This is a genomic window from Candidatus Poribacteria bacterium (genome assembly GCA_021162805.1).
In the GTDB taxonomy this organism is placed as follows: Bacteria; Poribacteria; WGA-4E; order B28-G17; family B28-G17; genus JAGGXZ01.
Genome location: JAGGXZ010000206.1, coordinates 1 through 14512, shown reverse-complemented (window position 1 = coordinate 14512; position 14512 = coordinate 1). Strand labels below are relative to the sequence as shown.

Annotated in this window: 11 protein-coding genes; 6 read left to right on the top strand and 5 right to left on the bottom strand. The window is 52.9% G+C overall.

Annotation, left to right across the window (positions count from 1 at the left end; all coding sequences use genetic code 11):
- The first annotated feature begins 1487 nt into the window (after nt 1-1487).
- Nucleotides 1488-3032, top strand: a complete 1545-nt coding sequence (locus J7M22_16975) for a DUF2723 domain-containing protein (protein ID MCD6508298.1) — start codon at nt 1488-1490, stop codon at nt 3030-3032.
- Here the strand turns inward: J7M22_16975 and J7M22_16970 are convergent.
- The gene (locus tag J7M22_16970) at nt 3029-3463 is read right to left on the bottom strand and encodes a radical SAM protein (protein ID MCD6508297.1); all 435 of its coding nucleotides are present in this window, start codon (nt 3461-3463) and stop codon (nt 3029-3031) included. The two genes, J7M22_16975 and J7M22_16970, sit on opposite strands and share 4 nt — an antisense overlap.
- A 521-nt stretch (nt 3464-3984) precedes the next feature.
- Here J7M22_16970 and J7M22_16965 point away from each other — a divergent pair.
- From J7M22_16965 to prmC, 5 genes are all read left to right on the top strand, one after another.
- Complete coding sequence (locus J7M22_16965) at nt 3985-4740, top strand: fumarylacetoacetate hydrolase family protein (protein MCD6508296.1); 756 nt, start codon at nt 3985-3987, stop codon at nt 4738-4740.
- Complete coding sequence (locus tag J7M22_16960; protein ID MCD6508295.1) at nt 4730-6031, top strand: PD40 domain-containing protein; 1302 nt, start codon at nt 4730-4732, stop codon at nt 6029-6031. Before J7M22_16965 ends, J7M22_16960 begins: the two co-directional genes overlap by 11 nt.
- A gap of 53 nt (nt 6032-6084) precedes the next feature.
- Nucleotides 6085-6285: a hypothetical protein gene (locus tag J7M22_16955; protein MCD6508294.1), complete on the top strand. Its 201-nt coding sequence runs from the start codon at nt 6085-6087 to the stop codon at nt 6283-6285.
- 363 nt (nt 6286-6648) lie between these two features.
- Nucleotides 6649-7812: a DUF362 domain-containing protein gene (locus tag J7M22_16950; protein ID MCD6508293.1), complete on the top strand. Its 1164-nt coding sequence runs from the start codon at nt 6649-6651 to the stop codon at nt 7810-7812.
- A 7-nt stretch (nt 7813-7819) separates the two neighbouring features.
- On the top strand, nt 7820-8686 hold the full coding sequence (gene prmC / locus J7M22_16945) for a peptide chain release factor N(5)-glutamine methyltransferase (protein MCD6508292.1): 867 nt from the start codon (nt 7820-7822) through the stop codon (nt 8684-8686).
- Here prmC and J7M22_16940 read toward each other — a convergent pair.
- Genes J7M22_16940 through J7M22_16925 form a run of 4 tightly spaced genes read right to left on the bottom strand, consistent with a single transcriptional unit; the run spans nt 8635 to nt 14196 of the window.
- Entirely contained in the window at nt 8635-10974 is a 2340-nt protein-coding gene (locus J7M22_16940; GenBank protein ID MCD6508291.1) for an SAM-dependent methyltransferase, read from the bottom strand. The two genes, prmC and J7M22_16940, sit on opposite strands and share 52 nt — an antisense overlap.
- Before the next feature lie 12 nt (nt 10975-10986).
- Nucleotides 10987-12729 carry a right-handed parallel beta-helix repeat-containing protein gene (locus tag J7M22_16935; protein MCD6508290.1) on the bottom strand — a complete coding sequence of 581 codons (1743 nt, stop codon included), beginning with the start codon at nt 12727-12729 and terminating at the stop codon, nt 10987-10989.
- Between the two features lies 1 nt (nt 12730).
- Nucleotides 12731-13468, bottom strand: coding sequence for a hypothetical protein (locus J7M22_16930; GenBank protein ID MCD6508289.1), 738 nt, complete (start codon nt 13466-13468; stop codon nt 12731-12733).
- 2 nt (nt 13469-13470) lie between these two features.
- Nucleotides 13471-14196, bottom strand: a complete 726-nt coding sequence (locus J7M22_16925; GenBank protein ID MCD6508288.1) for a sulfatase-like hydrolase/transferase — start codon at nt 14194-14196, stop codon at nt 13471-13473.
- Nucleotides 14197-14512 lie beyond the last annotated feature (316 nt).

Sequence of the window (14512 nt, the reverse complement as noted above, 5' to 3'; positions counted from 1 at the left end):
GTCGGAAACCCTTATGTGATAAGACTTCCTGGCGCTCTCAATTGTTCGAGTTTTTGAAACTTCGACAAGCCCAGAATTTTCAGGGGTTTTCTCGGACTGAGGACTGAGATTTGTCAGTCAGCCAGGTACTGATTATAACAACTCGAAGTTCGACTATCATAGAAATTTTCGGATCAATCTGTCTTTCGTTCCCGGTGTTCTTTTTGAACTCCTGGTGGCTTCGTTTGAGGCGGTCTTCCCGATAGAGATCGCCGGTAAGATCGGATTATCCCTTTACATAGTACTCTTTCCCATAAGCATATTTTATTTCCTCTCAAGGGTTGAATCGAACAGAAAATCCTTCGTGTTCTTTGCCTTCCCTTTTTTGTTCAATTTCTTCTTCAACATCGGTTTCGTCAATTTCTGCCTCGGTATCCCTTTCGTGTTTTTCGCCTTAGGGTACTGGTGCCATCGAGGTGAACACTTGGGGGTTAAGCAGCTGCTTCCGCTTGCCGGTTTCTCCATCTTGATCTATCTTGCCCATTTGATCACCTTCGCAGTTTTCCTTTGGTCCATCTTCATTTTATCCTTGCTCTCTGAGAGGAGATGGAGAAAGCTCCTGTTGATAACCCTTTCCGTTATGCCGTCCTTAATTCTCTTTGCGGCTTATTGGTTAAAATCGGAAAACCAGAGTCTTCTTCATAACCGATTGGAATACACCGACCTTTACGGAACTTTTCTCACATTTATGCTCGCCTTCTACCCTTATAGAGGATTCTTAGGAGTGCTGATCTTCCTTCTGCTTGCCAGCTTGTTTCTGCTTCCAGCTTCTTATTCCCTCCTCAAGGAGAGGAGAATTCTTATCTCTTTGAAAACCAAGCGTGGACGATTTTTTCTATTGTGGCTCTCATTTCTCGCTTTGTTCTTCTTATTGCCCTTACATACGCCCCCTGGAGGGTATTACGCTAACATCCGATTGGCGATCTTTATCTTTTTCATCGGATTGGCGTGGATTCAATTTCCGGAAGATCAAGCATTACACAAACTGATCACTGTTCTTCCGATTATACTCTCCATCATCTCTATATCATACACTTACCACAAGTACAACTCTTTACAGGATGAATTCCGCGATTATCTTTCAGGGATTAAGTATATCGGCTGGAATTCGAAACTGCTGCCTTTGATCGTCCAACAATATGCTGAAACGTTTAACACAAAGCCTTTCCTGCACGCTTGGGCATATTACCACATAGCTAAGGGAGGAGTTGGACCTTATTTTTTCGCTCGTTTAAGCTATCACCCTATCCTTTATAGGCAGGACAACCGGCGGATGCCGGCGCCCGGAGAAGGTTTCCCCGACCGATTTTCAGCTGAGAAACATTCCCACCCCTATGATTTCATACTGCTCTGGGGAGGGACTCCGAAAATCCGACGGGAAGTGGAGCGACGATTTAAGTTGATCTACTCTCAGGGCAGGATGGAGCTTTACGCTCGGAGGAGACAAGATGAACCTGAAAAGTCGAAGCTCTAGGACATGGAGATCGATCCTTGGTTTCTTAACGGTTTTGCTTCCTTTCATTATCTACCTGAGGACACTTGCCCCTACTATCACATGGCGGGATTCCGGCGACCTTGTCACGGCGTGTTACGTCATGGGAATACCTCATCCCACGGGATATCCGTTGTTTGTGATGTTAGGCAAGTTGTTTACATTCCTGCCTGTAGGCGATATCGCATATCGTGTTAATTTAATGTCGGCTTTCTTCGCTGCCATCACCTCCTTAGTGATCTATAAGATTCTCCTAAATTTGACGGGCAAACATATCCCTGCGCTCTCCGCCGCCCTCAGCATGGCTTTCTCATTCACGTTTTGGACTCAATCGGTCATCGCCGAGGTATACACGCTCAACGCCTTTTTCCTGAGCCTGTTAATTCTCCTACTGCTGAAATGGAGAGAAACTCGATCTTCAAAGTTCCTTTACCTCTTCACCTTTTCACTTGGTTTGAGCTTTTCGAATCACATGTCCACCCTATTCATTCTCCCCGCTGCTATCACATTTGTCCTGTTGGTCGATCCTAAATCTTTCATCAAACGGTTACCGACACTTTTGGGACTTTTCATTCTAGGGCTGACGCCATATATCTATCTCCCTATCCGTTCGGCACAGGACCCACCCCTCGATTGGGGTAATCCTGAGACCCTTAAGCAGTTTATCTGGTTGGTCTCGGCGGCTCAGTATAGATCCTTGATGTTCTCAAAAACGCTTCCCGAAGTGCTTTATGAGCTAAACCGATACAGAGTGGCTATTCTCAACGAGTTCACCATCATCGGCTTCTTTTTCGGAGTTCTAGGATACTTCAGGCTGATAGTGAAGCTCAAAGAACACCGTCAGGAAACATCGCCTTTGTTTCTCCTCCTCACTTTGATATTCCTCGCTGATATAGTATACACCGTGAACTATCGGATTCCGGACAATCCTCCTTTTTACATCCCATCTTACCTGATTTTCTCCATCTGGATCGGATTAGGCGTGGAATTTCTCCTGGATACATTTAAGCAACTACGGATATGGAGAAGGGGGATGATTTACACAAGTGCTGTTTTGGTTCTGAGCATAGGGTTTCCCATGTATGAGCTGGTGAGGCATTATCCCCATGTGGACTTAAGCGATTTCAGAGAGGCATATCAGTTTGGGAATAGCGTTTTCAAGGAGTTGAAACCCGGTGCGTTGGTCTTCACCCAGTATGACGGTCCTACCTTCACGCTTTGGTATTTCCGGTATGTGGTTTACAGAGAGCGTGAAGATGTCCGAATCATATCAATGCCGCTTCTCAGGTTCGATTGGTATAGGGAGAATCTGAAAAGAGCTTATCAGGATATCCGATTTCCGGATGATGAGGGATGTGGAGGGACGGTCTCAGAGATGATACTCGAAAACTTAAAAGCACATCCGGTTTACATCTTCTTCCCCGAAGAGCCTCCGGATTTTCTGAAAGGGTTGAAACTGTCAGCCGCCGGGCCTTTATATCGGATTTCAAACCAACATTAATAGTCGCAAACTCCGGCAAGATCTCCGAGCAACGTTCCGTTCGTGCTTATCGTCACCTCCAGTCCCAAAGCTTTAATATCCCTGATCATATCGAGGATGTGAGGATGATAGAACGGTTCCCCGAATCCCCCCAGAACCACCGCCCGAATCGATCTGAACCCTCTTAACTGGCGGAGGATAGCGTTGAAGGTGGACATCTCCATATCGGCCGTTTCATCCTCCCACGCGTTACGGACGCATGTGATACAGTTGAGGTTGCACCGGGTGGTAGGTTCGATGTAGACCTTTCTGATGTCGAGCATGGGGTGGTAGACGACGAGTCCATCCGCTAAGGGTATCAGATAGAGATCGGAACCCTCATTCAGATCATACCTCCCTATAAGCCTCTCCGGCAGGCGAAACCACCCTTTTTCCTCGATCTTAACTCTCATTCCCCTCGCTCCTTCTAGCCGAGACATCGGAAGGCCTTGCCGAGATCGACGTTATTATAACTTGGTTCGCTCTCCTCCATCAAGCGCTCAGTCGCTGCCTTCTTTTCCCGAGCCCGTTGTGATATAATTTTATGCGGACGCTCTTATTTCTCTCGAGTGTAGTATCTATGGCCAATTGTCCGCCGTCCGCAGCTCAACCGTCATTTGTAGTCATTAAGTCATTCGGCTTCGCCGTCATTTAAATGACGATAAATGACGACAAATGACAATAAATGACCTATAAGCGGCGGACGGTAGCTTTAAAAATCTCCGCTACACTCAGCGATAATTATGAGCGTATGCAGATGTTATCTTTCGGGTGGAGGTAAAACATGAAGATCGTATCCTTCTCCGATGCAGTAGGTGAAAGGGTAGGGGTGCTTCTCGATAGGGGTGTGGTCTTCGATCTAACATCAGGGATCAGGATGTACGATGCGGCGGTAAAAAGGGTAAACCGCCCCATACCTAACACGATAGCCGGCATGGTAAATGAAGGACTCTTCGATGTGGGGCTGTTTCATGAGGTGGTGGAATTCGCCGAAAAGCATAACCTCACGGATCTGCTCACCGTCGATGAGTTCAAACTCAATCCGCCGATCAAAAGCCCGCCTAAGATCATCGCCCTTGGGCTGAATTACTCCACCCATGCCCGCGAAAGCGGCAGACCTATCCCTCAGGAGCCCATAATCTTCCAGAAGGCCTCCTCATGCGTGATAGGCCCCGAGGATAAGATATTGATCAAGCCTAAATTCGGAAGGGTGGACCCCGAGGTGGAGTTGGCCGTGGTGATAGGCAAAACGGCCAGGGATGTGCCGAGGGATCGGGCACGTGAATTTATACTGGGATATACCGTCATGAACGACGTCACCGCCAGGGATATCCAGCGGCACGATTTTGAGCTGAGCCAGCCCTGGTTCCGATCCAAAAGCATGGATACCTTCGGGCCGATGGGGCCGTGTATCCTGACAAAGGATGAGGTTGAGGAGCCGGTGGCGTTGAACCTGGAGCTGAAGGTGAACGGGGAGATCCGACAGAGCGATAACACCGTCAACCTGATATTCGACATACCTTATCTGGTGGAGTTTATATCCGATATGATGACGCTTGAACCGTGTAGCATCATCTCAACCGGCACCCCTGAAGGGATCGCTCCCATATATCCGGGGGATGTGATCGAGGCAACCGTGGAGAAAATAGGAACACTGAGAAATTACGTTGAGAAATACCATGAGGGGTGATGTTTCGATGTATAAGGTGTCGGTCTGCTTGATCATTCTGGCGATCTTCGCATCGGCTATCCTCTGCGGCTGTGGGGATAAGGAGGCCGATATCGGTAAAAAGCTCCTGGCCCAGGGCAAATATGAGGAGGCGATAATACATCTGAAGGGAGCCGTCCAGAGACATCCTTCCGATCCCGACCTGCATTACAGCCTCGGCCTTGCGTATTCGAGGGCGGGAAAATATGATAAAGCGATGGACGAGTTTCAGGTTGCCCTCTCCTTCGCCCCCGATAGGACCGACATACGGTATGAGATGGCCAAGGCTGCCTGGAAGCTCGGAAGACGGCTTGTGCCGTTGAAGACATTCATCAAGATCCTCAAATCGAACCCGACTCCGAAACAGGAGGCTGAGATCAGGGAGCTGGCCGCCGAGCCGCATCCCGTTCTGCAACTGACGAATACCAGCAGCGATAACGCCTCGCCGGTCTTTTCGCCCGATGGCCGCAAACTGGCCTTTGTCAGGGTGAAAAGAGGGCGGAACGTCGTCATGTTGATGGATCTGGCCGATAGAAAGGAGAAACGGATCACCCCGGAGGGATTTTCCGACTCGAGCCCATCCTTCACGCCCGACGGCGAATACCTCATCCTCTCCTCAGTTCCATTTCCGACGGGCGAGAACGATAAAGCCAGGCTCGTGAGAGTGAACCTGAACACGTTGGAGCGCGAGACGATCTTCGAATGGAAAGGAGATATCTTCAAGCCGACCCTCTCGTCCGATGGGAAGACCGTCCTCTTTGAATCGTATCTGAACGGCAACTGGGAGATATTTAAGCTTGACCTCACCGTCTTAAAGCTTCAACGATTGACGGATAACAGGTCGAACGATATAGATCCCGCCTTCTCCCCCGACGGGACGAAGGTCATCTTCGCGTCGGATAGGGATGGGGATTTCGATATATACCAGATGAAGGCCGACGGCTCATCCCAGATGAAGATCGCCGATAGCCCCGACGTCGATAACATGCCCTCCTTCTCGCCGGACGGCAGGAGGATACTCTTCGTCTCGGATCGGGACGGCAACGAGGAGATATACGTTATGGACGCCGATGGGAGAAACGCCGTCAGACTCACCAACTACAGGGGGAAGGATACGACGCCGTGTTTCTCCCCCGACGGCAAGAAGCTGGCCTTCGCCTCAACCCGCGGGTCATCCTACCTTCAGATCAACCTGATGGACGTGACGAAGGGGTTAACGAGGCAGGAGCTGATAAAGCATCTGGAGTATCTCGTAAGCATATCATGGGAGTAGCAAAGTATCGCGAACTGAGCAAATCTCAAGTTTTGATGCGAAGGGAGGTTTCAATGTTGAAGGTAGATGAGATAAAAACAGCAATAGAGAAACTTCCCGAGGAGGACTTCGTTCAACTGAGGCGGTGGTTTTGGGAGAAAGATTGGCAGAAGTGGGATAAGCAAATTGAGGTGGACTCGGAGATGGGGAAGTTGGATTTCCTGATCGAGGAAGCCTTTGATGAAAAAAAGAAGGGGAAACTCAGGGAGCTATAAATGCATCGGGCGACGAATCGTTTCTGGAGATGTTTTGAGGAGCTTCCGGAATCTGTACAAAGAATAGCAAAGGGAAACTTCCAGTTGCTTAAGATAAATCCTCAACATCCATCTCTTCATTTCAAGAGAATTGGTAAGTTCTGGTCAGTCAGGATAGGAATCAATTACCGAGCGCTTGCCGTGAAAGACGGCGAAGATTACATTTGGGTTTGGATTGGCTCTCATGATGAGTATGAGCGAATGATTAGAAATATGGGTTAGCAAGTCATCACGAGGTCAAAGTGTTACCCAAATTCATCCAGGATATGAACCATCCCTTAGATTCGTGTGGCGGTTTTCATCTACAGAACAGGAGGTTTAAAGTTGGTCAGTCTCGAAAAGTGTGACGCATACGATCGAACCGCCGTCATGGAAGCGGTGGATAGGGCGCTGGAGAGACTAGGGGGGATATCCAAGTTCGTCGGCCCCGGCGAGAAGATCTTGGTTAAACCCAATCTCCTGTCACCCGCGCCCCCGGATAGGGCCGTGACGACCCATCCTCTCCTCGTCGAAGCGGTTGTGAGGCAGATCCAATCCGCAGGGGCATATCCCATAATCTCCGAAAGCCCAGGGGCGGGAACGAAACACTCCGAGCAGAGGCTGAAAGAGGTGTTTGAGGTGACGGGGATGATGGAGGTGGCCGACCGAACGGGGGCGGAGCTCAGGATAGAGCTTGAGCCGATCCACCTCTCCTTCCTGGAGGGGAGATTCACCAAGGGGTTCGAGCTCCTGCCCGTCCTCAGGGAGGTGGACGGCATCGTGAACCTGCCGAAGCTGAAGACGCACGTCTTCATGACCTACACCGGCGCCGTCAAGAACCTCTTCGGACTCATCTACGGCGTGTCAAAGTCGAAATTCCATGTCAGATTCCCCAATGAGCCCGATTTCGCCGGGATGTTGATCGATGTGATGCGTTTCGCCAGACCCAGGCTGACGGTGATGGATGGGGTGATCGGGCTCGAGGGGAACGGCCCCGGCTCACACGGTTCCCCCAGGAAGGTGGGCGTCATACTGGCGGGCGAAAACCCGGTCGAGGTGGATGCCGCTGCCTGTAGGATCATCGGCATGGGATTCGATGAGGTGCCGATCTTCGAGGCCGCTAAATCCGCGGAGGAATGGGACGGGAAAGTTCAGATCGTCGGGACGCCGATCGAAGAGGTGATGATCCCCGATTTCAAAAGGCCGGATTCCCGTCCGACCGAAAAGGCCATACTCAGATACAGGCTTATCAGAAAATTCGCCGGAAAGCTGATGAAGGAGATAACAAGCCCGAGGCCCGTTCCCCAGAAGGGAAGATGCGTCGCATGTGGGGTATGCGTCAGAAGCTGCCCTCAAAACGCCATAAGGATCAAGGGAAAGGTGGCGGTGGTGGACGATTCGCTCTGTATAAGATGCTACTGCTGTCACGAGATGTGTCCCGAATCGGCCATAGAGCTCCGTTTTTCGATCATCTCCAAACTGTTTAAGAGGATCGTCGAGGAGAGGTAGATAAGGGATGGGTAAGGAAAAGAGGATATGGCGCGTTATGGAGCTGGTGGAGTGGACGACGGGATACTTCAAAAGACATGGGATAGAGACGGCGAGGCTCGACGCGGAACTGCTCCTGGCGCATGCCCTTCAGTGCTCCAGGCTGGATCTGTACCTCAACTTCAACGCCCCCGTCTCCCAGGGACATCTGGATATCTATCGTGATCTGATCGTAAAACGGGCTCAAAGGATGCCGGTGGCATATCTCACGGGCGTAAAGGAGTTCATGGGGATACCCTTCAGGGTGGATCGAAGGACGCTGATCCCCAGACCGGAGACGGAGCTCTTGGTGGAGGAGATCGCTAGAAGGTTAAAGGATGAGAAGCCCGGGGAGATCTTGGATGTGGGGACGGGGTGTGGCGCCATAGCGATATCCCTCGCTAAATTCCTTCCTGAATGGCGTGTCGTGGCGACGGATGTATCGGAGGGGGCGATAGAGCTCGCATGTCAAAACGCCGAAGCGATCGGAGTGGAGGTGGATTTTAAGATCGGCGATATGTTCGAGCCGGTCGACGGAATGCGATTCGATTGCATCGTCTCAAACCCTCCCTATATACCCTCCGATCAGATCTCGAACCTGCAGCCCGAGATCGGCTATGAGCCGAGGGAGGCGCTTGACGGCGGCCGGGACGGATTGGAGGTGATACGACGGCTCATCCTCAACTCCACACGACATATCCATCCAGGAGGACTGATCGGGATCGAGATCGGGTTCGATCAGGCCCAAAAGGCCATCAAATTGATGGAGGAGGCAGGGTATGCCGATGTGGAGGTCATAAGGGATTACTCCGGGATCGAGCGGATTCTCATCGCCAGGGCTCCCGCCAAGGCGTAACATCCCATAGCGGTGAATAAAAGCGTGCTGTGTCCCAGCGAGAGGGCGATGATCATAGCGCCTACAGCGCCTATGACTGAAGCGCAGCCGTTCACCCCCCATGCCCATGGTATGAGCGATTCATCCCTCGCCCTCAGACGTCTAACCCCCATCGGGAACGCCATCCCCATGAAGAAGGCGAGAGGGGCGATGGAGAGTATGCTCAATCCGATCCTCGCTGGAAGCGGGAGATCCGCCAGAGTTGAAAACTCAAGCCGCGGCAGGTATCTCTGGATCGCCGAGAACAGGATTATCATCCCGAAGGGCAGCTCAGGCGGCAAGCCGGAAAACCTCCCCGACGCAAGGCTCCCTAACCCCGCGACGACCAACATTCCGCCGATCACCGAGGCAGCGGAGTAGATCGGATCGGAGAGGAAAAGCGAGAAAAGCTGTATCAGAACGATCTCCATCGACATGAACCCGAATCCCAGGGCGCCGAAGTAGAGGAGAACCCAGAGCCTCTTCCATCTCCCGCTCACCCTGGGCGATAGAAGCGCACGAAGGGGAAGCAGGATCAGCAGGATCGAGGCGGCCACGGCCTGGATGAGCGTCGCAACCAGCATCACATATCCCCATTCCACCAGTATAAGCCAGTTCCGACCCATCCTTTTAACCAGATACGGCAACGACCTCCACCTGAAGAAATGGAAGAAATAGGGCCTGTCATCCGTGGCGGGCTTGATGTTGAACATCCCTTTCATCCACTTCCATCTGCCGGACGGATTATAGGGGAGAAATTCCCACATCTCCTCAGCGGGTATCCCCGGATAGTAGGCCAGATCATACAGCTTCTCCCGGCAGAACTCCTTTATCGCCTCGATCTCCTCCTTTGTCAGTTCGGATCTCTTGAGGATGATCGTGTCGGTGGCCCAGCTTCTGATGAGGGCCATGTTATTCTGGGGCGATATCCCGATGGAGCGGAGTCGATCCATCGTCCCGATCACCTTCATCGTGTCGACGGGAGGTATCTTCGACCAGCGCGTGATGCAGAGGATGCCGTTTTCGGTCAGATGCCTCATATAGCTTTTAAACGCCTCGACGGTGTAGAGGTAGCTTTCGCTGAGCGCATAGACGCCGGCCGCCGAGGCCCTGAACGATTCCACCAGGGATATCTGTATCAGGTCGAACCTCTCCCGACATCTCTCCACGAATCCCCTCCCATCGCCCAGGACGACCCTCACCCTCGGATCGGAGTATATCCCGCCGGCGAAATCCGAGAACCTCTCCGAGACCATCTTCACCATCTGTGGGTTGAGCTCGACGGCGACCACCTCCCTCGCCCCGTGTGTCAGAGCCGAAAGCACATCCATCCCTCCGCCCGCGCCGATGACCAGAACTTTGGGGCTCCTCAACAGTGCGTATGGAAGGGCGTTGGTCATATAATCCAGAAAGGCGAGCTTCTCCGGATCGTCGGGCGAGGTTATGGCGGTGGGCGAGTCGGCATCGGTAAACACGGCTATCTGAGGCGGTATATCCCCCTCATATGCGAGACTGAGCCCGGGCGCGATCCTCAAGGCAGGCGATCGAAGGGCGGTTAAGAGGCCGAGCGGCGAGGAGGATTCATACAGAACCTTCGCCTCCGGCATCCTCTCAGCGGCGACCAGATACTTATACTGCGATATATCCAACCTCAAAGGCATTAGGTTAACGGCGGCTAAAACGGGAAGGGCGAGTATCAGCGATCGAAGGAGATATCCCGCGTGCCAGGAGGTGAGGATCGCGCCGAGAAGGGAGAAGAGCGAAAGCACGCTTAAGGCGTCCCCCGGCCTAAGTAGGAAGGTCAATCCGATCGCCCCCACCGATCCCATCCCCGCCCCCATCAGGTCGAAAAGATATATCCGGCCGATCCTGTCGCTATAAGCCGCTATGCACAGTCCCGTGAAGCTCCCCGCCAGGAAGAACGGGATCATCAAGAGCAGATATCGGGCGAAGAGGCGGAGAAAGTGGCGCGGGTCCCACATCATCAGGAACGGATCGAAGCTGATCATCTGGCTCAGGCGAAAACAGAGAGGAAGGGAGATCGAAAGCGCAAGCGAGATGAGGAGGAGGAACAGCTTAAATCGTGGGAGGAGCCGTTCTCTTAAGATGGTCAGGAAAGTTCCACTCGCCCCGTATCCCAGAAGGGCGAGGCTGATGATCATGTAGGCGAAGTGATACCATATCGCCACGGCCATCAGCCGCATCAGCAGGATCTCCGCGGCGACGGCCGAGGCGGAGATGATGGGAATCGAGATGTAGATCCGCCACATCTTCTCCTCCGGTCATAACCTCGGCCATATCCTCAACCTCAATATGATCCCCACCGGCGCGCCCTGTTGCTTCGGCTTCGGCTCGCCGGATATGGCGATCGCGTTTTTGCCGTGACGCAGAAACCTCGTCACCTCAAACCCGGTTATCTCGGACCATACCTTAAACCTGCGCCAGTCGGGCACCACCGTCCCCACCTTGGCCCCGTTGATGTATATATCACACCTCGCGGAGCTCATGGCCTCCAGCTCGGCCCTCTTCCATTTACCCTTCAGCTCGAACTCTTTACGCATGTATATGATTCCCTGTGTCTTGCAGTGCCTCTCCCAGATACATCTGGCGCCTATCTCCTCGGCGAAACTGAGGGCTTCCCTTGAGATCTTCGATCGCCTTGTCGGAACCTCCACGCATCCGCTCCAATACCTCTTCTGGGTCGGATCCATGGATATCTCGTTCCATCCGTCGAAGAACCTGTTCACTCCGATCCAGCTTTCATCCGAGAGGATGACGACCGGTCTGAGCACAACCCTATCGCCCCGTTTTATCCTTTCAGATGACCCTACGATTTCAGCAACCGAGACCGCCTCGCGGATCTCATCGATCCTGAGTTTCCCTATGCTCTCACCGTCCCTCATCACCTCGAACGACATGCCCTTCTCGATAGCATACCCCTTGCCGTAGTCTATCATCGCCCTTTTGCCGTCCGGATAAACATAGACCACGTATCCTCTGTTGGCCGTGAACGTTCGATCCGCTTTACCCAGGTCTTTTTCGGATTTCCTATCCTCCGACCCGCGAAGAACCTCATCCTCCTCGGCCTTGGCCTCTATATCGACGATCCCATCGAGCCATCTTTCGTATACGACCATGCCCAGTCCGCTTCGATCGTGTCCGTCGAATATGGCTGAGATGTCGGCGTCCTCGCCTTTCTCTCGCATCTCCGCTGTCAGCTCTCCTCCCCAGAAGCACCGCGTCGCCTCCAGGCCGAAGGGCGTGTCCATATAGATGTCATATCCGGCGTTGCCTATCAGATTGCACATGTAGAGCCCCTGAATCCTGCTTTCGGATCGCAGCTCGATGCCGTTTTTCAGGTTGGAGGAGATGGTGTTGAAGGAGAGCCATTCCAGGGCCGATCCCCCTCTCTCGAATCTGATCCCCGATCCGAAGTTGTGGGATATCAGGTTGTATCTGATGCTCGGCACTGAGTTTTTGCCGCTGACGATGATGCCCGAGGCGGAGTTCGAGTCGGGCGTGCCGTTTTCCAATATGCGATTGGCGACGATGAGAGGTGATCCGTCAAGACAGATCAGTCCCGCCGTTCTGTTCCTGCGGATCAGGCAGCCGATGATCGTCGGCGAGGAGCGCTCACACCTGATCCCGACCTCCGCGTGTTCGATGACGGCGAATTCGATCCTCGACTGAGATGCCCCTCCGCCCGATATGAGGATGCCCCTCCAATCGCCCGGAACCGCCGATTCTATATCCGATCTGAATCTGACGGGATCATCCCTCTTCCCGTCGACGATCAGCCTGCCGAGGACCCTCAGCGAGGTTCCGGGCCTGAACCTGACCTCCACGCCGGAGGTTAAGGTCAAACTTCTGCCAGGCGGTATGATCAGATCCGAGGATACGATGTAGGGCGATCGAAGCTTCGTCCAGACCTGATCCGCTCTCAGCTCGCCGCTGATCTCAAGGGGGAAAACCTGGACGACCGGAGCTAAGAGGAGGAGCAAAATGCATATACATCTCCGTTCCATCTCATCCTCGCCCTCGTAGCTCCTCGACGTTTATCAGATCCATGTATTCACCCTTCATGGCCATGGCGTAGAATCCCCGTCCGGTGGCCTCCTCCACCACTTCATCCTCGAGTCTCAGAGAGGCTATGATGCCCACGAGCTGCCTATCGCCGTATTCCGGGAACAGATCTCTGAACTTCGCCAGCTTCTCCTGGAAATCCCGGACGTATTCGATATTGAACCTGCTTTTCACCTCCACGATGAAGATCATCCCGTCGGCCATGGCTACCACGTCGTATTCGCCTTTCAGCTCGCCCATCTTCCTGCGCATCCTTATCCCCATGAGCTCTATCTCCAGGTTGAAGTGCCTTTTGATAACATCGGGCACGGCGGGGGCGACGATATCCTCCACCAGGGTTCCCAGTCTGTTGGCCAGCTCTCCCCATCGCCTGTTCATCTCCTGTTTGAACTCCTTCATCTCCCTCCTCATCTCTTCTTTGAACTCTTTCATCTCTCTCCTCATCTCCTCCTTAAAATCTCTCATCTCCTCTCTGAATTTATCCATCTCCTCCCTGAACCTATCCATCTCCTCTCTGAACCTATCCATTTCCTGCTTAAACCTGTCCACCTCCCTTGAAAGGTGTGCCACGGCCGCTGATGTCCTATCGACCTGGAGGGAGGTTCTATCAACCTGCCTTATAAGCTGTTCCATGGCGATCTCCAGTCTATCGACTCTCTGTTGGACGCTTGTCTCAGCCATGTTCATCCCACCTCCTCACATGACTCATCGCCGACCTCCTGCTGCAGGCGATGCAGCTCATCCTTCAGCTCCCTTACAACATCGGCGTATTGCGGGTCGTTGTATACGTTCTTCATCTCATATGGGTCCCTTTCGAGGTCGAAGAGCTCCCATTCGGATTCCTTTGGCTCATCGACCGCCCCGGGCTGTCCCAGTGCTTCGGCATAGTAGTAGATCAGCTTATACCTCATCGTTCTGATCCCGTAGTGGGCGTAGACGTAATGGTGTGCGAGGTGCATCCAGTATCGGTAATACATGGAGGTCTGCCATCCTTCGGGGAGTTCGCCGTTCAGAAGCGGCCTGAAGCTCCTGCCTTGGCCCGGCAGGACGTTCCAGTAGTCGAATCCGGTGGGATCATGGATTCCGCCGTGTCCGAGATGCCATTTGCCGATAACGGCCGTCTGATAGCCGGCCTTTTGAAGCAGTTTTGGGAAGGTCAATTGACGCCCGTCGAACTTCGTCGTCAGGGTTGTAACCCCGTTCACGTGGCTGTAGGTGCCTGTCAGTATGCTCGCCCGGCTAGGCGAGCAGATCGAGTTGGTGCAGAAGCAATTATCGAACCGCATGCCCTCATAGGCGATGCGATCGAGGTTGGGAGTCTCGTTTATACGACTGCCATAGCAGCTCATGGCATGTGACGCGTGATCATCCGACATTATGAACAGGATATTGGGTTTATCATCCCTCATAGCTCAATCTCCCCCTCTTGACACCTAACGGCTTCGGCTTTCTTCCCGGCCATCCGGCGGATATCCCCGCTACCTTCCACGAGGAGGAAGAATGAGGCCGAAGCCGTCAGGATCACCTCGCGCCCCATCGTGGATCTTCCTCCGTCTATTATGATACTATACCTCCAGGGAAAATCCAAACCGCACCGATAGGGCTTTTCAATGATTGTATGATTTAGTATACTATCACAAAGACCACCAGGAAGGAGGTGAGAAAGATGCTCGTGGCGGGCCGGTATGTCCATCCCAACAGCTTATTCGCCAGGCTGTCCAAAAT